Origin of the sequence: Citrobacter freundii complex sp. CFNIH2 (genome assembly GCF_002880615.1) — a bacterium.
Lineage (GTDB): Bacteria > Pseudomonadota > Gammaproteobacteria > Enterobacterales > Enterobacteriaceae > Citrobacter_A > Citrobacter_A amalonaticus_F.
Window position 1 is genome coordinate 4,534,163 of record NZ_CP025757.1, and the last position, 18,046, is coordinate 4,552,208.

22 protein-coding genes and 1 pseudogene are annotated in these 18,046 nt (G+C 49.9%); 17 read left to right on the top strand and 6 right to left on the bottom strand.

Translation table 11 applies throughout. The features are described from left to right. Complete coding sequence (locus tag WM46_RS22135) at positions 1–738, top strand: SDR family NAD(P)-dependent oxidoreductase (RefSeq protein ID WP_102603341.1); 738 nt, start codon at positions 1–3, stop codon at positions 736–738. A 32-nt stretch (positions 739–770) separates the two neighbouring features. On the opposite strand, the gene WM46_RS22140 is transcribed toward WM46_RS22135, so the two are convergent. The 3 genes from WM46_RS22140 to WM46_RS22150 are packed head-to-tail and all read right to left on the bottom strand — an operon-like array spanning position 771 to position 3,183. Continuing rightward, on the bottom strand, positions 771–1,955 hold the full coding sequence (locus tag WM46_RS22140; protein WP_410374615.1) for an HD domain-containing protein: 1,185 nt from the start codon (positions 1,953–1,955) through the stop codon (positions 771–773). 39 nt (positions 1,956–1,994) lie between these two features. Further along, the gene (locus tag WM46_RS22145; protein ID WP_102603342.1) at positions 1,995–2,462 is read right to left on the bottom strand and encodes a FidL-like protein; all 468 of its coding nucleotides are present in this window, start codon (positions 2,460–2,462) and stop codon (positions 1,995–1,997) included. Next, on the bottom strand, positions 2,455–3,183 hold the full coding sequence (locus WM46_RS22150) for a transcriptional regulator (RefSeq protein ID WP_102603343.1): 729 nt from the start codon (positions 3,181–3,183) through the stop codon (positions 2,455–2,457). Before WM46_RS22150 ends, WM46_RS22145 begins: the two co-directional genes overlap by 8 nt. Positions 3,184–3,351: 168 nt before the next feature. Here WM46_RS22150 and WM46_RS22155 point away from each other — a divergent pair, with 168 nt between their 5' ends. Next, complete coding sequence (locus WM46_RS22155; protein ID WP_061075490.1) at positions 3,352–3,717, top strand: FaeA/PapI family transcriptional regulator; 366 nt, start codon at positions 3,352–3,354, stop codon at positions 3,715–3,717. Between the two features lie 279 nt (positions 3,718–3,996). Here WM46_RS22155 and WM46_RS22160 read toward each other — a convergent pair whose 3' ends face one another. The 3 genes from WM46_RS22160 to WM46_RS22170 are packed head-to-tail and all read right to left on the bottom strand — an operon-like array spanning position 3,997 to position 6,091. After that, the gene (locus WM46_RS22160; RefSeq protein WP_102603344.1) at positions 3,997–4,632 is read right to left on the bottom strand and encodes a hypothetical protein; all 636 of its coding nucleotides are present in this window, start codon (positions 4,630–4,632) and stop codon (positions 3,997–3,999) included. Continuing rightward, positions 4,625–5,362 (bottom strand): hypothetical protein, encoded by a 738-nt coding sequence (locus WM46_RS22165; RefSeq protein WP_102603345.1) that lies wholly within the window; start codon positions 5,360–5,362, stop codon positions 4,625–4,627. The genes WM46_RS22160 and WM46_RS22165 overlap by 8 nt, the downstream gene beginning before the upstream one ends. 51 nt (positions 5,363–5,413) lie before the next feature. Beyond that, entirely contained in the window at positions 5,414–6,091 is a 678-nt protein-coding gene (locus WM46_RS22170; RefSeq protein ID WP_262360409.1) for a hypothetical protein, read from the bottom strand. 70 nt (positions 6,092–6,161) lie between these two features. Here WM46_RS22170 and WM46_RS22175 point away from each other — a divergent pair, with 70 nt between their 5' ends. From WM46_RS22175 to pilP, 15 genes and pseudogenes are all read left to right on the top strand, one after another. Beyond that, a complete protein-coding gene (locus WM46_RS22175) occupies positions 6,162–7,046 on the top strand; it encodes a ParA family protein (protein ID WP_102603347.1) in 885 nt (294 codons plus the stop codon). 117 nt (positions 7,047–7,163) lie between these two features. Further along, positions 7,164–8,522 (top strand): SPI-7-type island replicative DNA helicase, encoded by a 1,359-nt coding sequence (gene dnaB-PI / locus WM46_RS22180; RefSeq protein WP_102603348.1) that lies wholly within the window; start codon positions 7,164–7,166, stop codon positions 8,520–8,522. Next, a pseudogene (locus WM46_RS22185) lies at positions 8,519–9,349 on the top strand (ParB family protein); the annotation flags it as partial. The gene dnaB-PI and the pseudogene WM46_RS22185, both read left to right, overlap by 4 nt. Next, entirely contained in the window at positions 9,318–10,133 is an 816-nt protein-coding gene (locus WM46_RS22190; protein WP_262360507.1) for a DNA topoisomerase, read from the top strand. The pseudogene WM46_RS22185 and the gene WM46_RS22190, both read left to right, overlap by 32 nt. A 625-nt stretch (positions 10,134–10,758) precedes the next feature. After that, on the top strand, positions 10,759–11,256 hold the full coding sequence (locus tag WM46_RS22195) for an STY4534 family ICE replication protein (protein WP_102603876.1): 498 nt from the start codon (positions 10,759–10,761) through the stop codon (positions 11,254–11,256). Between the two features lie 73 nt (positions 11,257–11,329). After that, the gene (locus tag WM46_RS22200) at positions 11,330–11,533 is read left to right on the top strand and encodes a hypothetical protein (protein WP_102603349.1); all 204 of its coding nucleotides are present in this window, start codon (positions 11,330–11,332) and stop codon (positions 11,531–11,533) included. Positions 11,534–11,550: 17 nt separating this feature from the next. Further along, entirely contained in the window at positions 11,551–12,099 is a 549-nt protein-coding gene (locus WM46_RS22205) for a single-stranded DNA-binding protein (RefSeq protein WP_102603350.1), read from the top strand. A gap of 179 nt (positions 12,100–12,278) precedes the next feature. Next, on the top strand, positions 12,279–12,563 hold the full coding sequence (locus WM46_RS22210; protein WP_102603351.1) for a DUF1778 domain-containing protein: 285 nt from the start codon (positions 12,279–12,281) through the stop codon (positions 12,561–12,563). Next, a complete protein-coding gene (locus WM46_RS22215; protein WP_102603352.1) occupies positions 12,554–13,036 on the top strand; it encodes a GNAT family N-acetyltransferase in 483 nt (160 codons plus the stop codon). The genes WM46_RS22210 and WM46_RS22215 overlap by 10 nt, the downstream gene beginning before the upstream one ends. A 280-nt stretch (positions 13,037–13,316) precedes the next feature. Beyond that, entirely contained in the window at positions 13,317–13,961 is a 645-nt protein-coding gene (locus tag WM46_RS22220; protein WP_410374616.1) for a PilL N-terminal domain-containing protein, read from the top strand. Next, the gene (locus WM46_RS26905) at positions 13,958–14,125 is read left to right on the top strand and encodes a TcpQ domain-containing protein (protein WP_410374617.1); all 168 of its coding nucleotides are present in this window, start codon (positions 13,958–13,960) and stop codon (positions 14,123–14,125) included. Before WM46_RS22220 ends, WM46_RS26905 begins: the two co-directional genes overlap by 4 nt. A 37-nt stretch (positions 14,126–14,162) precedes the next feature. Further along, positions 14,163–14,564 (top strand): type IV pilus biogenesis protein PilM, encoded by a 402-nt coding sequence (pilM, locus tag WM46_RS22225; protein WP_410374633.1) that lies wholly within the window; start codon positions 14,163–14,165, stop codon positions 14,562–14,564. 11 nt (positions 14,565–14,575) lie between these two features. After that, positions 14,576–16,246, top strand: coding sequence for a PilN family type IVB pilus formation outer membrane protein (locus tag WM46_RS22230; protein WP_102603354.1), 1,671 nt, complete (start codon positions 14,576–14,578; stop codon positions 16,244–16,246). Then, positions 16,243–17,544 (top strand): type 4b pilus protein PilO2, encoded by a 1,302-nt coding sequence (gene pilO2, locus WM46_RS22235; RefSeq protein WP_102603355.1) that lies wholly within the window; start codon positions 16,243–16,245, stop codon positions 17,542–17,544. Before WM46_RS22230 ends, pilO2 begins: the two co-directional genes overlap by 4 nt. Continuing rightward, positions 17,531–18,040: a type IV pilus biogenesis protein PilP gene (gene pilP / locus WM46_RS22240; RefSeq protein WP_102603356.1), complete on the top strand. Its 510-nt coding sequence runs from the start codon at positions 17,531–17,533 to the stop codon at positions 18,038–18,040. The genes pilO2 and pilP overlap by 14 nt, the downstream gene beginning before the upstream one ends. Positions 18,041–18,046 lie beyond the last annotated feature (6 nt).

An 18,046-nucleotide genomic window follows, 5' to 3' on the forward strand; every position in this document is an offset into this window, starting at 1 on the left:
ATGGCGAGGAAATGGATGCTCATCACCGGCGGCAGTCGGGGAATCGGCCAGGCACTGGTGAGTCACCTGTTGCCTGAATGGAATATTGTCTTTACCGGTCGCAACGAGGCCGGGATCGCTCGTACGCTGGATATCGCGCAAAGCCAGAGTACGTCGACCTGGGTGAAGGGCGTTCGCTGTGACGGCAGCGATGAAGCCAGCGTCGAGCCGTTAGCCATGTCGCTGCTCGAGGCGCATGGCGCGCCCGCCGCCATCATCCATAACGCCGGTATGACCAATGACGCGCTGCACATCCATCAGAACGCGCGCGACTGGCAGGAGGTGCTGGGAAACAATCTGGTCGCGGTGGTGAACTGGAATCGCATCCTGCTGCCCGCCATGATGACCCAGGGCAGTGGCTCGATTGTGTTTATGTCGTCCGTGACGGCCATTAAAGGCAACAGCGGACAGACGGCCTATGCCGCGAGCAAAGCGGCGATGATTGGCCTGACGCATTCGCTGGCGCGAGAAGTGGGGCGTTTTGGCATTCGGGTGAATTGTCTGGCGCCGGGTTTAATTGAAGGCGAGATGGTTCAGGCCATTCCGGAAGCCCGATTGAAAACCATGCGACAGAATATTCCGCTGCGCCGTCTCGGACGCACGCAGGACGTCGCCCGCGCGGTCGCATTCCTGACCGGGGAAGGGAGTAGCTATCTCACCGGTCAGACGCTGGTGCTGGACGGTGGTTTGTCCGCCTGATAACGGGAACCGCGAGAATGGCATCTCGCGGTTCAGGTCAGGCCAAGTTGGTTAATTCTCTGGACCAGGGCGCGTCGCTCTTTGACCGACTCCTGAAAAATTTGCAGTAAAACCTCGCTATTTTGCCGCACAATGTCCGCCAGCTCAGGGGCGATTTCTGCCGTTTCCCCGACGCGCGCTTTAAATTCCGATGACAGCGTGACGCCCTGCAACAGCGACGCCAGCCAGATGCTGGCCTTCAGAATCCTCACTTCCGGAGGATGTGCGGCGGTTGCAACTACTGTTTTTTGAATCTGACACCAGCGGGCAATATCCCGAATGGCTTCAATCGGATAGAGTTCACCCCAGATGGCATTATCTTCCCCGGTATGTGCCGGAGCGGCACACAGCGCCAGGGATGTCAGGTTATGCAACAAGCCACCTATTTCGATTTTCAGGCACTGGACCGGGGGAATCCCCATTTCCCGGGCCAGGTAACCGGATATACGGCCGACAACCAGGGAGTGCTGGACGCCGTTCTGGCTGAACCCATCAATAATAAACGCCAGCATGTTGGCGATATCGCGAAAGTTATGCAAAGAGATGGAGTCGTTATGGATGCGGGGAATGTCCTGGATGTAATCGTCGAACTCTGTGGATTTAATTTTTAACCAGAAGTGTTCGCAATTTGCTATTTTTCTGAATGCGTTGATAAATTCGGGGTTATACAGAATATGTTCGCCGCCAACAATAATATTAATAATTTCATCTTTTGCCGATATTATATCGCTGGAGCGGTAATGGGCGATTAAAACATCCAGACGATCCGCCAGATAAACGACATGGCTCTCTCTGGGCACTTTTTCACCGTTAACGTGGTCGCCTTTTCCATTGTCCCAGTGGGTGTGGTGATAGCGAACAATCGAACTTAACGGGTTCAGTAAAGGGACGCTGGCCAGTAATTCAGCACCGACGGCCGCGTGGTTATTGAGTTCATTGTCGTAATAGCTGAGAGGCTGAAGGCGCGATTCTTCGTTCAGTCCTCCGATATCATGAAGCAGGGCCGCCAGCAGCGTTTTTCTGCACTGTGCAGGTGTGAACCGGGATACCCTGGCCAGGTGCCAGGCGATGAATGCCGTTCTGACATGATGCAGGTTAAGCCTGGGGTTAATCATGTCTATTATTTTTGAGATGCAAGCCAGTGATTCTATTAATTTTATATTCATATAATGAGACATTTAACTTTCGCTGTGCTTCGTTAAAGAAAACCACGCTAATTAATCTCGTTTGCAACCATATTGCGGGAATACGTGGTTACCAAATAGTATGACATTATTATTGACTTTTTTTAGGAAAATTATCTTGTCGTTCGGACCTTTGCCAAACAACAAACTATTAGCAATCTCATCATCAACATTATCAGTATTATCATGTATGGTTTTGACGCTCATTATCTTATATAGATGCGCATTGGCATTGTATGTTTCATATTTCATTTTGAGCGTGCGCGAGATTAAATACTTTTTTTCATTATGTGTGAGCAGCCCGTCAATATTGATAAGAAGTTGCTCATCCGTCATGTGAACAAAAATTAGCCCTTCGGCGCGAATGTTGTCGTTGTTGATACTCTGGATAACAGAAAACTGCGACTCGCAAGAGAAAACCGGGGGCCGGGTAAAACAGTAAACCGCGCCGATCAATAACAGGCCGACACCGATCAAAAGAAAAATGGCTTGTTTAGGCATTATTTTTTTCTCTGTAATAAAAACTCATGCAACTGTCTTTATCACATTTAATGAGTAACAATTGCACAATATCACCCAGGGCACCTTGTACCTGTTGCTTGTAAACGTACAACTCCTTTTGCTGGGAGCAATCGAATGGTTGCGGGACAAAATCAAAGCTCTGTGTCACCTCTCGTAATGAGAGTGAGGAGGGCATAAAAATGACGCACTGCCCCTGAACCAGTTTTTTTATATCGGTGTCGGCTCTGAATGAATCTGGATTTATTATGAGCAGAAGGAAGGCGATAGCCAGGGCGATTATGCGGGTAAACCGCTTAAGACAGAGTTTCTGCGGCTCAACCGGCGGAGCCTCCGGCTCCTTTTCTTCGAGGAAGGGCGTTCGATACTCACGATCGTTATTGATAATGGCATCTTCCGCTATTTTGAAACCAATACGGGGAACCGTGACAATGATTTCTTTTGCGATACCCAGATCGCTCAGATTTCTACGCAATGTTGAGATATATTGATTTAGATTACTATTTGACGCTCTGGCACCATATTTATCAAAAACAGTCTGAAAGATTTCATTTCTCGAAAGGATATCGCCTTGATGATTGAGCAATTCCGCCAACAGGCGCGTAGAGGTTTGGGATAATTCAACGCAATCTCCAGTCAACAGGTTAACGAGAGACGCATCCTCCGTATCAAAAGTGATAAATCCCTCAATGTCGAACCTCATGTTCATCTCCACCCTAAACCCTGCTTTTCTCTAACATACAGTCTTCTCTTAATAAAACGACGTGAATGTTAGATAAAAATCCTGTATTTACATTCATTTCAAGCTAATGTTGCTGGCTGAATCAGGAGAACGCATACTGCTAACACCTTCAAAATCCAGGAGTCTGCAATGAAACTCTCGCTGTGTTCATATAACCCGGGTGCAGCACATCCAGGCTACAACGTACCTCATGACAATCTGCAGATGTTAGCGGCGGAAATGGGAATAAGTGACCTGCCGATGATCAGGGGGCCGGAACAAGTTTTTATTCTCAATCTATTAAAAGATCACAGTACCCAGGGCCTGTCGACCAGAGAGCTTGCCGATCTGTGTGGCATTTCAATTTATAAAGTCAGACACCTACTTCTTCCGCTGGAGAAATATGGTCAGGTTATAAGAAATAAAATGCAAAAGCACCATCAGTGGTTTTTGTCAAAGGACTCTACAGATATTGATTGGCATTCTAACAAGGGGTATTTTCATTTGCAACAATGACCGGAAAGTCAATTAGATAACGCTGAGAATATGTAAAATGCTGCTTATTATCTCGCGAGATATTAGGAAAAATCCCAATAAAATGGTAATGTCCGCGCGTAATCACTATTGCCTTCCGTCCATTTTGTTCATACCTTGCGCAAGGAGAGCAAATGAAACGTATTTCGCCGCTAAGAACTCGAGTAATACTTAACACTTTTTAACGCTGTATTACATCTGCGATGAGTCTGCTTATCAGATGCCCGTGAAACTTGGTTTCAACGGGCAACTATTTTGTTGTTAACTCTCTGTATCTGACAGCAGATGCGCCAACTGCGTATTAATCTTATCAACCAGCCATTCACTTCCTTTTTCCTGAGCTAGCGTATGAAGGGGTAATAAAATCCCCGTTCCCTTAATACCGTTATTGTCAGAAAAATAGATACCCTTATCTGTTTCCGGATAGCCTTCATAACTTTCCCAAAGGGTATAAGGCGCGTCGTAAGCCGCATCATTTCGAGTCGGTGAAAAAAGATAAATGCAGAGATAACTTTTGGCTTCTTGAGCAGAGATTTCTAGCTCAGTAGCAAGCGGTTCATTGTCTTTGCCATAGTGTTTTAGGCGCTGCTCGTAGAGAAGTTCACTATCAGTGACCAGTTTAAAATCGAGAACGTAATCCTTTGTTGTCATAGGCGTTCCAGGTTCTTGTTGCCGACTGAAAACAAATGAAACGTCCATGATGGGAAGGTAGTCCCATTTCCATGACTCAAAAGGGTTTTTGTTTGATTGCGGCGGCTTATTAAAACTCCATGTGTTCCAGCTCAGGAATGTGGTATCCAGTTTTTGTGCGGTTTCATTCAGTAAAGGGAAGAGTTGTTGATAATAAGCAGCACAAATCCGATGTGCTTGCCTGACAGCAATAAAAGGATCAGACATGATGGTTTCCTGTAAAAAAAGAGAAGGTGGTAGGGAGATATTGTGACGACAAATAGTCTAAAAGCGGTTGCCAGGACTGGAGAGGGGAGCTGACCTTGTACAGGGCAAGTGCATTCAGACAATCCTGGATAATTCTTCTTTCTTGTTGTGATGCCCATGCCGTCTCAGGATATTGAATTTTTTCCCTGACCGTACGCCATTCCAGCCCGTGAAACGTGGCTTCAGGGAAATTGTGTTTGAGTTCGGCAAACCATGCTGAATGCTTTTCCGGCAGATTTCCCAGTGCTAAAAAGTGCAGGGCAGGTTTTTTATCCTCACTGTTTTGCCAGCCGTAGATCTCTTTGTACCATTGTTGTTTATACTGTTGCCCGCCAGCTGGTGGTTTCACTTCAATAAGCAGTGCGGTATGAGTGAATTTTAAAATAACATCGGGTTCTGCATAGCGATCCTCTTTACTCACCCACTCCGCGACGTGGGTACTGATCGTTGGCGGAAAATTGTACTTCGGCCAGAAAGCGATGGACTCAAATGCTCCCCAATTTTTTACATCAACGCCGAGTAGTGAAGTGAGCACCGTTTGCAGAGATGCGTCAGACAGATAACTCATGCGTCCCCAGAATGCCGCCGTAAGCAGATCCTCATAACGCTGAAATATTGAATGCCAGCTTAGTGTTTCTTCACCTGGTAAGCTTACCCGTCGGGCCTTCCCGTTTAAAATTGCCTGTAGCATAAATATGTCCTTGCTATGAAATACCAACTGTTTTTTATCATTTTTAAGCCTTTAACCTAATGTAAAAAATTCAGGGTTCAATAAATAGACAAATGAAATCGTGAGATAGAGGTAGCCAGCCAAAAAACGCCAGTTTCTTTTGAGGATAAAAACAACGTTTTTATTTCTTCGGAATTTTTTGATTTTAGTTAAGCGTAAATAAAGCGCGCTTCTTTGAATATCTGAAACAGGAGCTTGTCTGATTTTCTTTGAAATGCGTTTTTCTGAGTCAATAAATGAATGTTTATGATGCAATTTTGACAATTTGCTGGCAAAGAAAATCAGTGTGAGCATAAAGGCACTGAGCTGAAAAAAGCGATTCGGTATTCCCCAGCATGCAAAACTTGTGAGCAGCACCCATTCAGCAACAGAATCACTTTGCAGATTTTTCCACCAGTGATTCATATCATGGGCGTAGACTCGTATCTCTTTTTTAATCTCTTCGTAAGGATCGGTTGTCATCTCTTTCTCCAGGGCCGCATCTGTGCGAATGATCGCAATGTAACAGATCAAGAGACTGAGTATTGGTAAGTTGACTAGTTTATAAGGCCGGAAAATAAAAATGAGATAAATGCGGATGGTTTCTGATGATGGGCCAAAACCCCAAAAGCAAAAACCCGCCTTTTGGGCGGGTTTTCTGAATGAGTGGTGCCGGACTCGGAATCGAACCAAGGACACGGGGATTTTCAATCCCCGTGTTCCTGTAGCGCAGGAAAATGAGCAATCGTTCTCATCTGAATAATGTTATTCAGGTGACGAAATGCATTCAAAAACAAAAGTAATACCTGTAGTTTCTACCAAAGGTGGGGAGGGTAAGTCTACCCAGTCTGCCAATCTCGCAGGTTTTCTGGCCGATGCAGGAATAAAAACCCTTCTGCTCGATGGCGACCATGCGCAGCCGACAGCCAGCAGTATCTTCCCTTTGGCCTATGAAGCTCCCTGTGGTCTGTACGAACTGCTGATGCAGACGGTCGACCTTTCTAACCCCGAAAACCTCATCTCCCGCACGTCGATTGAGAACCTGGACGTCATCGTTTCTAACGATCCACGTAATTTTCTTCCCACTGCAATGCTGAATGCACCTGATGGCAGGGTTCGTCTGCGAAATGCACTTTCGCATCCTCTTTTTAGTCCATATGGCGTAATTATTGTCGATTCACAGGGCTCACGCTCTGTAATGTCTGAGCTGATTATCCTGGCTTCTACCGGGACGATGGTTGGCGTGGCAAAACCCATTCTTCCTGATGTAAGAGAGTTTATGCGGGGGACTGTTGCTCTGATGGAAGAACTCCTTCCGTACAGTGCATTCGGTATTCAGCTACCGAATACAAAATTGCTCATCAATTGCATGGACTATGACAACCTTTCGGTTGAAACACTTGCTCAGGTTGAAAAAATCGTAGAAGAAAAACGCTACAGCGCCCATGCCGACAAAATCCATATTGACCTGCTGATGACGCGTATTTATGACCTGACCGTCTATGTTCAGGGGCATGTTAAAGGTGTGCCAGTCCATCGCCTCGAGAAAAAAACCGGCCGCAAAAGCGATTCAGCCTTTACCTCCATGTATAACCTGAGTTGTGAACTATTTCCGGAATGGAAGAATAAATTCGATGCACTAGCTGAAAAGGGGGATGAAAAATGAGCCCTGCGACCATGCTCATCGCCCTGGTATCTGACCGGCAGCAAGCACTGCCGGTGCTTCTGGTCTTAATGTCGACCCCGGCAATGAGCTGCTCCATATCGCAAATGGAGGCGGCTTATGTCTGAACTTAAAAAAGCTCTTGAAGGCCTGGCTTCTCTCGATGCCGAGCAGTGTGTACTCGGCGGCCTGATGCTGGATAACGATCGCTGGGATGAAGTCGCCATGCTTATCTGCGCGGAAGATTTTTACTCCCGGCCACACCGCGTCATCTACCAGGAGATGGTTCGTCTGGTTAACGCCGGACGCCCGCTGGATTTGATTACCATCAGCGAAAGTATTGAAAATCAGGGAAAGCTGGAGCAACTGGGTGGCTTTGCCTATCTGGCGGAAATCTCAAAAAACATCCCCAGTGCTGCCAATATCATGGCGTATTGCGAAATTGTGGCCCGCTACAGCCGGGCCCGACAGCTGGCCAGAATTGGGGCTGATATTACTCATGAAGTCCGTCAGCCTGGCAACGATATCACTCGCATCATGGAGAAAGCTGAGAGGGATATTACCCGTCTGGCTGAGCGCGCTGAACCGGAGCAGGCCGTTACGTTGATAGAAGGTATGGAAAAGCTCCTTACTGAGCTGGAGCGCCGCTGTAACGTACCTGATGGTATTACCGGGACCCCCACCGGATTTGAAGATTTCGACGCCATGACCAGTGGTCTCCAGGCGGGCGACCTGGTGCTTATTGCTGCCCGCCCCTCTATGGGGAAAACGGCTCTGCTTATCAGTCTGCTACTCAATGCTTTGATGAAAAAAGCAGACTCACTTTGTCAGTTTTACAGTCTGGAACAACCGACAGAGCAGATTTTGATGCGCATGTTTGCATCACTTGGAAGCGTCGATCTTACCCATCTTAAAAGTGGGCTGATGGATGATGAGGACTGGGCTCGTGTGTCAGGTGCCTGCGCATTAATGAGCGGTGAGCTTAATGACCGGCTTATTATTGACGACACGGGTTCTCTGACTCCAGCGATGCTGCGTGTCCGAGCCAGACGTAATGCGCGCCGCTATGGCCATCCATCGATTATCGGACTGGATTATCTGCAACTGATGCGTTGCCCGGATCAGGAAAACCGGACGCAGGAAATTGCGGAGATCTCCCGGTCACTGAAAGCGCTGGCCAAAGAGATGAAGTGCCCGGTGGTGGCGCTGTCTCAGCTGAACCGCCAGCTGGAAAGCCGCGCAGATAAACGTCCCAACAACGGCGATTTGCGGGATTCCGGTGCGCTGGAGCAGGATGCTGACGTTATCGTCTTTATCTATCGTGATGAGGTTTACCACGAAAACACTGACGATAAGGGCGTTGCTGAAATCATTATCAGCAAACAGCGTCAGGGGCCCACGGGCACGATCCGCCTGCAGTATGAAGGTCGTTACACCCGTTTTTCTGATTTAACGGGGCAGACCGGGAGGGGCGCATGAGCAATATCCATAACCTGAATCTCGGTGCAGCCATGTTGCAGCGTGGCAAATCGCCGGTTCAGGCTGCTGAGCTTTCTCCCGCTGTTGTCCAGCCAGTCAGTGAAATGGCAATGGTACTGACACTTGATCAGTTACGCCCGAATCCTGATAACCCTCGCAAAGGGCGCAATCCACGTTTTGAGGAAATTAAAGCGTCGGTTCGTGCCCGGGGGCTGGATTCCATTCCAAAAGTGACCCGCGACCCGGACGGAGATGATGTTTATATCTTCAGTGACGGAGGCAATACCCGTTATCAGATTCTCTGCGAGCTGTGGCAGGAAACCGGTGATGAACGTTTCTACCGCGTTCACACTATCTTCAAGCCCTGGCCAGGACGACTTAAATGTCTCGTTGGTCATCTGGCTGAAAATGAAGTCAGGGGAGATCTTACTTATATCGATAAAGCTTTCGGTATTCACAACGCCAGAGCAATTCAGGAAGAGCAACTGGGGCGCGCTGTTACTCTGAGAGAACTGTCGGAACTGTTAAATGCGGAGGGCTATCCGATTGATAACTCCTCTATTAGCAGGATGGAAGACACAATTAAATATTTGTGGCCTTGTTTCCCTACATTGCTTGAGAGTGGCCTTGCCCGTCTCCAGGTACTGCCATTACTACGTGTCCGATCTCAGGCAGGTAAAGTCTGGGCGCAGTTTGCACATGAATCATCGCCACAACTTTCTTTTGAACAGGTCTTCGAAGACTGTTGTCGGGGTTTTGATGATCCAGACAGTTATGCCTTTGAAACATTTCGCGATGAGTTTATTGGCCAACTGGTTCCTGTCATTGCATGAGTCCGACATTACCCGATTACAGTTCGACATTGGCGGGCAGTTGTTCCGTACAACCGGACGGACGGAAGTGGTAAAGGGCTGGAAGATACTGTTTGAGAAAGCGGGTGACGATGATGCTCAGGAAGACGATGAGGCAGGCGTTGCTCTGCCTCCGCTGGCGCCGAATGATCGTTGCGCGGTGAGCGGCGCTGAGGTGACACAGCTGATGACCCGTCCGCCGGCACAATATACGTTTGCCACGCTGATTGGTGCCATGATGAACGCTTCCACGTTTGTTACCGATCTCGCACTGCGTAAGGTACTTAAAGACAATGCGGGTTTGGGTACAGAAGCGACCCGGGCGGGTATCATTGAGCAGTTGCTGAACCGGCGTTTCATCGTGCGCAAAGGCAGTAAGCTTATGGCGACTGAACTTGGGACTGATGTTATTGATGCCCTCCCACCGCAACTGACAGATCCTGGTATGACCGCGCTCTGGGAGCAGGCGCTCGATGAGGTTGCTGGCGGACGTATGTCTCTGGACGATTTTATGTGCCGGCAGGCTGTCTGGACGCATAATCTTGTCTCCCAGGGGTTGGCGCAGCAAGTCCGAATCCGTGTGCCGCCTGTTCCTGCCTGCCCGCTGTGCGGCGGCAAAACTCGATTACGTAAAGGGGAGAAGGGCGAGTTCTGGAGTTGTCGGCGTTATCCAGATTGCAAAGGCGTCATTAACACTGGTAGTGGTAATAAACCGAGGCGATCCCGAAAGACTAAGTCGGTAAAACCAAAGAATAATTAATTCCCTGTCTCTGATTGCGGGGGCAGGGTGCCTTTGGTATTGTGACCCCGGCTCTGAAGCCACACCCCGTGACTGCGGGTCCTGTAGCACCTAATGCAGTGTTTGCAGGATACAGTCTGTATGGCCACGTCCACACCTGAACGTGAGCCATGAAGGCACAAAACTCCGTGAGACCGTGCCGGGCCCTTTCAGCCAGCGGAGCAACTGCGTTGCAGCTCAACCTCAGGTCTGTGGTGCAGACCTCACAGGCGGTGCCGAAAGGTGCCGCTTTATTATTTTTTTGCATAGATGAATTTTTACGCGAAGCGGCGTTGACATCCGCTGCGTCTGAATAAATGATAGAGAGGCTAATCGTTGTCATCGACAACTGCCAATGCCTGAGTGATTTGAGACAGGCGCCTTCGGGTAATCACATGCCAATGCCACGCAAACCTGAGAGTGGCGCCTTCGGGTGGTTTTGTTAAACCTGTTAACCTCTGAGAACAGGTACTCCCTGCGAGTTGAGGTCCATTTCACAAATACAGCCAGTCGGCACATATCTGCTGACTTCCCTGCGGGAAACACATCCCGCATGGGATCGATGTTTCTCCGCTACCTGTTTAGTTTTCACTCCGGAGATAACATTATGACTGCAACCAACAATTCTACTGCATCCTCTTCCAGCAACTCTTCTTCTGCAGCTCAGAAAAAAGAGTTTTTCAACCTCAATGTCAGCGGTATTGGCTACCTGAGTTCGATTCGTCGTGTTCAGGGACCAAATGGTGAATTTACCTGTGCCGTTATTAATGCCCTTACTGGTCCCACTGACAACGCGTCCTACACTCGTTTTGATGTCACTGTCGCGGGGCCTGATGCAACAAAACTCATCAACCGCTGCCAGAAGGCCGTCGATGAAGAAGAAAAAGTCCTGCTGGGCTTTGTACTGAGCGGCCTTAAAGCTGATGTGTTCACCCTCCAGTCTGGTGAGCATGCCGGCGAGTCCAGACCTTCTTTGAAAGCCCGACTGATTAAGGTTGAGTTCATTAAGAAAGGTCAGGAAGTCGTTTACACCGCACCGAACGCTTCTCAAACCCCTGTTGAAGGTTCTGCAGCACCGAAGGATTACGATCCGAACTCGTTCTGATTCTTTTTTTCTCACATCCGGTAAATCTCTTTCGGGAGATTTACCTTTCCCGATAACGTAACGGAGTTTTCACATGGGAAATCCATTCGGTTTATTAGCTGCAGAATCCGGGGTTGAGTTACACATCCAGGTTCTGTCCAGTCAGCGCGGTTTTTATATCGATACCGCGAACGAATTGGGGCCCGTGTCCCGTGAGTCAGTCGAATACTACAAAACCAGTCAGCAGGCCGACATTGCTCTTGAAAAAGGGGAATGGACGCAGCGCGAATATGATTAGGTACAGGAGATTACATCATGGCAAGTCGCGGAATTAATAAAGTTATTCTCGTTGGTCATCTCGGTCAGGACCCTGAAGTGCGTTATTTGCCAAACAGCACCGCAGTAACAGGGTTGAGCATTGCAACATCAGAGTCCTGGCGTGATAAACAAAGCGGTGAAATGAAGGAAAATACTGAGTGGCACCGTGTTGTGTTGTTTGGCAAGCTCGCCGAAGTAGCCGGTGAATACCTGAAAAAAGGTTCACAGGTCTATATTGAAGGCCAGTTGCGTACCCGCAAATGGACCGACAATGGCGGGGTTGAACGCTGGACAACAGAGGTTGTGGTTAGTGTAAACGGGACGATGCAGATGCTCGGTGGTCGTAATACCCAGGCCGGTTCCGGGAATGCTCATCAGTCTGGTCAGGCTCAGGGAGGTTGGGGGCAGCCTCAACAGCCTCAGTCTCAGCAGCCAGCTGCACCACGTAATCCTGCTAATGAACCTCCAATGGATTTTGACGATGACATACCGTTCCTTGGGCACGGTTATGGGATCTGCCGAAAAGCGATCTACGCCATTTCCTGAAACAATCCCACAGATGCGCCAGATTGACTGGCGCTTTTTTTCACTTCTGTTGAACTGCAGGCAGAGGGAAAGCACCGTCACATACCTCTCCCTCTTTCTGTAGAATGACAATGTATAGCAATTTGCTATCAATCGCGTTACTATGAGTGTATAGCAAATTGTTACCATGTGGAGGAAGAATGCAAACTACTATCCGTAAATCTGTTCGTGATAAGCAAATAAATATCCGGGCAACTGATGAGGAACGTGCAGTGATTGATTATGCTGCAGGTCTGGTTAACAAAAATCGTACTGATTTCATCATTGAGAAGGCTGTGCACGAGGCCCAAAATATAATCCTGGATCAGCGCGTGTTCGTCCTGGATGATGCCCGTTACCAGGAATTCATTAAGCAGCTGGAAGCACCTGTGCAGAATGTTGAAGGTCGTCAGCGGCTGATGGATGCAAAGCCTGAATGGAAATAAATGTCACTGCGCCTGTTTTACTGACAGAACAGCATGTTCTTGAGCCGTTCGATTGCGGGAATGAGGTACTTGATGACTGGCTTCGTCGGCGTGCGATGAAGAATCAGCATCTCAATGCTTCCCGCACATTCGTCATTTGCCTGGAAGGTACCATGCGTGTAGTAGGGTATTATTCCATCGCGACTGGCTCAGTGAGTCATGTCGATTTGGGGCGTAGCCTGCGGCAGAATATGCCAGATCCAATACCGGTTGTTTTGCTGGGCCGCCTTGCAGTCGATGTATGTACTCAGGGACATAACTACGGAAAATGGTTGCTGAATGACGCAGTGGTACGCGTCTCGAGTCTGGCAGACCAGGTCGGAATCAAGGCTATCATGGTGCATGCAATTAATGAGCAGGCTAAAGCGTTCTATGAATATTTTGGCTTTGTGCAGTCACCAGTTGCGGCCAACACGTTATTCTACAAAATATGATGTGTTGCCTGGCAATCTCTAAACCTTAGACAAATGCGTCGGATTACCCGGCGCTTTTTCTATTCTGCAGTTATGGTTCGGATTTAATTATAGATACATTCTGCAAGAAACAGGGACAAGAAAGTGACCACAATGAAAAGCAAGCTGATACCCCACCTTTAGCTTTTACTATCGCCAGCAGGACGTTTTTCTTCAGTTTGCAGAAATAGTTTCTCATTGTTCGATTCGCCATCAACGCCAGAATATCCGGGTTATTTCGGACTAATTCTGGGGAACCCTGATGGTAAAAATAAACCTGCAGACACGGCATCGGCTTGGGGCCATCACGCTCTGTGTGCTTGCAGCCGGTTGCACCGATTTTAATTCTCGCTCTGAACCTGTTAGCAGGCTGCAGGGCTCGCCACGTGTTCAGGATCTGTATCAGAACCGTTCCCCTGAAGTTGTTCGTTACGATCGCTACACGCTGGTCAGTACGCGGCCTGTTGATGCGCAGCGTGATCCTCTCAATCAGATTATCGATATCCGGATGCCGGCACAGGTGGTGAATACCATCGGGGAAGGTATGCGCTATGTCATGCTTGAATCAGGGTACTCGCTGTGTTCAGGCGAACCTGGTGTCTTTTCGGAGCTGTTCATCAAACCGCTACCCGCTGTACAGCGCTCAATTGGCCCCGTTAAGCTTGGTGATGCGTTACAGATTCTGGCTGGCCCGGCCTGGCGAATGCGGGTTGATGATCTGAACAGAGAGATCTGTTTCGTTCTTCGCGATGAATACCGCCATCTTGCATCTGCAACGTCAGTTTCCACCCAGGGCCGCTCTGTCAGCCAGGGGGCGGGGAAACCTCCTGCCACAGGTTCACTGTTGACCGGCACTTCGCAACCTGCAGTAGCCCGACATGGGTCGTTATCTGGCCAACCTCTGTGAATTATCGAATCGAGGCGCCTCTTACCCTTCGGGGTAATTTCGAATCCGTTGTGGTGCAACTGTTTGAGCTGTATCGCCCGGCAGAAAAACCGCTTTACGCGTCAGCAAACCGTCTCCAGTGCCTGGTATACGTTAACGATAAACCGCTTCAGGGCGGGCAATGACATGGGCTACGCCATTGTGGCAATCGCAATGCTGATGATGCTTGTAACGAACAGTATCACCGCAGTGGATACCTCTGAACAGCAGACGCAGCAGGCAAATGCCGCGGCAGAGCTGCTGGCAGACGATATGTTGCGAACAGCCAGCATGGTCAACGACTGGCGATACAGCCACAGCCTTCCTGAGGGTGGGCTGAGTCTTTCACTGTTCAGCTTCTCACCAGCGCCGGATACCCGCATTCGTGCTGCGATCAGTGGTGGCCGGCTCTGGGTATGGACACCGGAACAACCTGGTCTGCGGCCTGCGCTTAACCGTCTTTCCTCAGGCTCTGCGCTGGTCCTTTCTGTTACAGGCGGCCATCTGCTCATGGCGGATGGTTCCGATATGAATCTCTCCTTACCGGCCGGGGTGTCGGAAGGAAACATTGTTTATCTCAACTGAAGGAAGGCCGGATGACATCCTTACTGCCTCGTTTACGCGCAACCGCAATAGCGATATCCATTATGCTGCTCTCTGGCTGTGCCTGGCATGAAATTAATAAAATCGAAAAGCAGGCGCGCGCGGAAAGTGATACCGCAACACGAATTTTTGACAGCAAAACAGCCCGTCCCCCGCAACTGGTGAGCTGGACTGAAAAACCCTGGGTTGACCTGAAACCTATCGGGCTTTCGTCTGTGGTATCTGATGACAGAAACGTGCCTGACTGTCCTATTCTGATCAATCGTCCTGATGGTGTGACACTTCCGGAACTGGCGCAGCGCATTACCTCTGTCTGTGGCATAAGGGTCTCGTTTACGCCTGATGCACTTGCGTCATTGTCGACAGGCAGCTCCGGTAATGCCGCAACACGACAGGTATCCGGTTCCCTGCCAGCCCCGGATGATAACGGACGCGTATCACTTGATGCCATCAACGGTCAGAACGGTAACCAGCCACCTGTTGTGAGCGCCGGTGCCATGGCGGGCATCAAATGGGATGCTCAACTGAGGGGGTTACTTGATATAGCCGAAAGCCGGTTCGGGGTTTCCTGGCGTATGGAAAACGGTGGAATTCTCTTCTATCGCTTTGATACCCGTATGTACCAGCTGTCGTTTATGAACTCCAAAATCAACAGTTCTGCCTCGATTAATTCTGGTTCAGGTACTCAACTTGGCAGTGATGGCTCTTCCAGCTCTGGTGAAGTCAGCACTGAGCAAAAAACAGCATACGGCCTCAGCAGTGAAATTTTTGATGATATACGCAAAACCATAGCGCAAATTCTTACGCCGAACGTTGGGCGATTCTTCCTGTCCTCTTCAAGTGGCACGCTGACGGTCACTGACACACCGGAAGTGCATAATCGCGTGGCAAGTTTTGTTGAATATGAAAACAAAATTCTCAACCGTCAGGTTCAGCTGAATTTCCAGATTTTAACCGTCACTCAGTCGGTTAATCACGAGCTCGGGATGGACCTTGATCTTGTCACGAACTCCCTTCGTAACTACGGGATTAATGTCAAAGGGACTTTCAATGGTGCGACTACCGGTGCAGGGTCGATGGGGGTATCAGTTCTTGACACAGCGACCGGAAAGGCGGGCAAATTTGCAGGCAGCAATCTGATTGTTAAAGCCCTGTCCGAACAGGGTGATGTCAGTGTTGTGACCCGCCAGACCCGACTGACCACGAATTTCACGCCGGTGCCCTATCAGCTTTCAAACCAGCAGGGGATGATCACCAGCAGCGCATCGACGGCAACGGCCAATGTCGGGGTTACTTCGACAATGACCACCACGACCCTCACGACAGGGTTGTTCATGACGGCTGTGCCTTCCATTCAGGATAATGGCGACGTGCAACTGCAGTTCGCATTCAGTTATGACACACCGCCGAAGATTGAGAAGTTCATCAGCGCGGACGGCAATACCCGTAACGATTTGGCCGTTTATTCCAAAGAAGCGATTACCCAGAAATTCAACTTGCGTTCCGGAGAAACCATCATGGTCACCGGTGCCGATCAGGTCTCTAACTCTGCAGATAAACAGGGGACTGGATCTGCTGATTTCTTCGGTTTAGGCGGTGGTCGGACTGGTGCCACCAAACGTTCAACGCTGGTCATCCTTATCACACCGGTGCTGATGCCATGATCTACAGAAAAAGCAGAAAGCTGTTACAGCAGGGGGAGCGTACCGCTGGCGTTCTGGTACTGAATGGTCGCACCGGCTGGGTTGCCGGCATGCACTGGACGCAATCCGGTGCAACAGGCCTCCTTAACCGTCTGCGTCTCCAGGACACTCACTGGGTAACCAGTGGCAAGGGGACCGGCAGAGTGACGGGGCTGGTCAGCCCCGGAAAAATCCGTCGCGGGGTTAAGTTGTATTCTCTGGCATCTGTATTCCAGAGTGCAGTCGGCGGCAGCAGTCATGGTCTTTACCGACTTGATGATGACAGTAACAAATGGGTCTTTCTGGCCACGGTCCGCGACCAGCTTACAGTGATGGCTGATGTAACCGGCACACTGCAGGAAGTGTGTACGGCCCGCAACCATTTCCTGACGTTCAACGATCCCGGGGAAGAAGGCTGGCGTTGCGTCGCGGATCATCAACAGAATATCAGCTGGAAGACGCTGGTTGAGGGCCTGTCTTCTCAGAATATGGCCCGCGCACGTCTGAAAGAAACGTCCCTGCGCAGACCCCTGACCGTTATTGCCATTGCTGCGGTCATGATGGTGGCCGGCGCATGGATTCAGAATGAATCCTCGCAGGCCGCCCGGGATGCTGCTATCGAGGCGAGCCGGAAGGTCGTGAAAGTCATCAAGCCTGAAGAGGCAGTACAACCCGAAAAGCTCCCCGGTCCGTGGGCGACACGCTTCACGGTGCCGGCATTTCTGAAGGCGTGCTGGGCTACCCGGAGCCAGACCCGGATTTCGATCGTGGGATGGCGTGTTTCAGTGGGCGAATGTGATGAGCAACAGCAGGGGCTTCGTCTGCATTACGAAGCTGTCCAGGGCAGCACCATCGATAACTTTGACCGACGTGTCATTGAGCTGTACGGCCATCCGGCAACGTTTGATTTTGTTGATGGCGGAAAGAACGGAAATGTCTTTATTCCTTTTGGTTTTCCTGACGTGCACTCACTGCAGGATGAGCCACTTCGTCCGGCAAATGAACGCCTGAAGAGTTTCATCTCCCATATGCAGCGTAAAACTGTCCCGGTCCAGCTCAGTGAGGTGAAGCAGCCAGAAACACTGCCCGGTACTAAAAACGAACAGCCGAAAACCGACTGGCAGGAATACACCTTTACGCTTTCAACCGGACTGATGCCCGAACTGTTGCTTGAGGGTATGGACGCCAGGGGGGTACGCATCAGTTCCATTTCTTACACCGTAAGCCCACAGGGGCTTTATCACTACACCCTTCGTGGGAGCCTCTATGCAAAAAAATAATGCACTTCGCTGGCTTTTGCCATGCGGTCTGACTCTGCTGATGATGACGGGTCAGGCAAACGCCGATGAGAGTATGACCATCAATCGCGTCATCCCTGAAAACGTTGTAAGCGGTGAGCTTGAGCTGGCCCAGGCGCGCAATATGGTGCTTGAACAGCAGGTTCAGACAGCGCGCCTGCAACAACAGTTACGTCAGGCACAAGCCCCCGCTGAGACGAAAAACTGGACGGAAGGGGCTCCGGCCGGGTATCCCCAGACATCTGTTGCGGTAGCTCCTCAGACTCCGGAGGCCTCTTCCGTCAGTCGTGCTCCGGAACGGATCCGCCTGCAGGAAATTTACGGGAAACCTGGCTCCCTGCGGGCGCGTATCGCCCTGCCGGGTGGTGGGGTAACGGAAGTTAAGAAAGGGGATGTCATACCGGGCATGAAGGGGACCGTGGCGTTAATAAGTGGTGAGAGCGTCCGCCTCAGCGACGGAAGCGACCTGACATTCTGAGGAAGA

Bases quoted from the DNA above. Each gene is read 5' to 3' on its own strand.
- WM46_RS22145 (WP_102603342.1), bottom strand. From the start codon at position 2,462: ATGCCTAAACAAGCCATTTTTCTTTTGATCGGTGTCGGCCTGTTATTG.
- WM46_RS22175 (WP_102603347.1), top strand. From the start codon at position 6,162: ATGCATTCAAAAACAAAAGTAATACCTGTAGTTTCTACCAAAGGTGGG.
- WM46_RS22190 (WP_262360507.1), top strand. From the start codon at position 9,318: ATGAGTTTATTGGCCAACTGGTTCCTGTCATTGCATGAGTCCGACATT.
- WM46_RS22160 (WP_102603344.1), bottom strand. From the start codon at position 4,632: ATGTCTGATCCTTTTATTGCTGTCAGGCAAGCACATCGGATTTGTGCT.
- pilP (WP_102603356.1), top strand. From the start codon at position 17,531: ATGCAAAAAAATAATGCACTTCGCTGGCTTTTGCCATGCGGTCTGACT.
- pilM (WP_410374633.1), top strand. From the start codon at position 14,163: ATGCTTGTAACGAACAGTATCACCGCAGTGGATACCTCTGAACAGCAG.
- WM46_RS22135 (WP_102603341.1), top strand. From the start codon at position 1: ATGGCGAGGAAATGGATGCTCATCACCGGCGGCAGTCGGGGAATCGGC.
- pilO2 (WP_102603355.1), top strand. From the start codon at position 16,243: ATGATCTACAGAAAAAGCAGAAAGCTGTTACAGCAGGGGGAGCGTACC.
- dnaB-PI (WP_102603348.1), top strand. From the start codon at position 7,164: ATGTCTGAACTTAAAAAAGCTCTTGAAGGCCTGGCTTCTCTCGATGCC.
- WM46_RS22200 (WP_102603349.1), top strand. From the start codon at position 11,330: ATGGGAAATCCATTCGGTTTATTAGCTGCAGAATCCGGGGTTGAGTTA.
- WM46_RS22220 (WP_410374616.1), top strand. From the start codon at position 13,317: ATGGTAAAAATAAACCTGCAGACACGGCATCGGCTTGGGGCCATCACG.
- WM46_RS22205 (WP_102603350.1), top strand. From the start codon at position 11,551: ATGGCAAGTCGCGGAATTAATAAAGTTATTCTCGTTGGTCATCTCGGT.
- WM46_RS22210 (WP_102603351.1), top strand. From the start codon at position 12,279: ATGCAAACTACTATCCGTAAATCTGTTCGTGATAAGCAAATAAATATC.
- WM46_RS22150 (WP_102603343.1), bottom strand. From the start codon at position 3,183: ATGAGGTTCGACATTGAGGGATTTATCACTTTTGATACGGAGGATGCG.
- WM46_RS22140 (WP_410374615.1), bottom strand. From the start codon at position 1,955: ATGTCTCATTATATGAATATAAAATTAATAGAATCACTGGCTTGCATC.
- WM46_RS22230 (WP_102603354.1), top strand. From the start codon at position 14,576: ATGACATCCTTACTGCCTCGTTTACGCGCAACCGCAATAGCGATATCC.
- WM46_RS22215 (WP_102603352.1), top strand. From the start codon at position 12,554: ATGGAAATAAATGTCACTGCGCCTGTTTTACTGACAGAACAGCATGTT.
- WM46_RS22155 (WP_061075490.1), top strand. From the start codon at position 3,352: ATGAAACTCTCGCTGTGTTCATATAACCCGGGTGCAGCACATCCAGGC.
- WM46_RS22195 (WP_102603876.1), top strand. From the start codon at position 10,759: ATGACTGCAACCAACAATTCTACTGCATCCTCTTCCAGCAACTCTTCT.
- WM46_RS22165 (WP_102603345.1), bottom strand. From the start codon at position 5,362: ATGCTACAGGCAATTTTAAACGGGAAGGCCCGACGGGTAAGCTTACCA.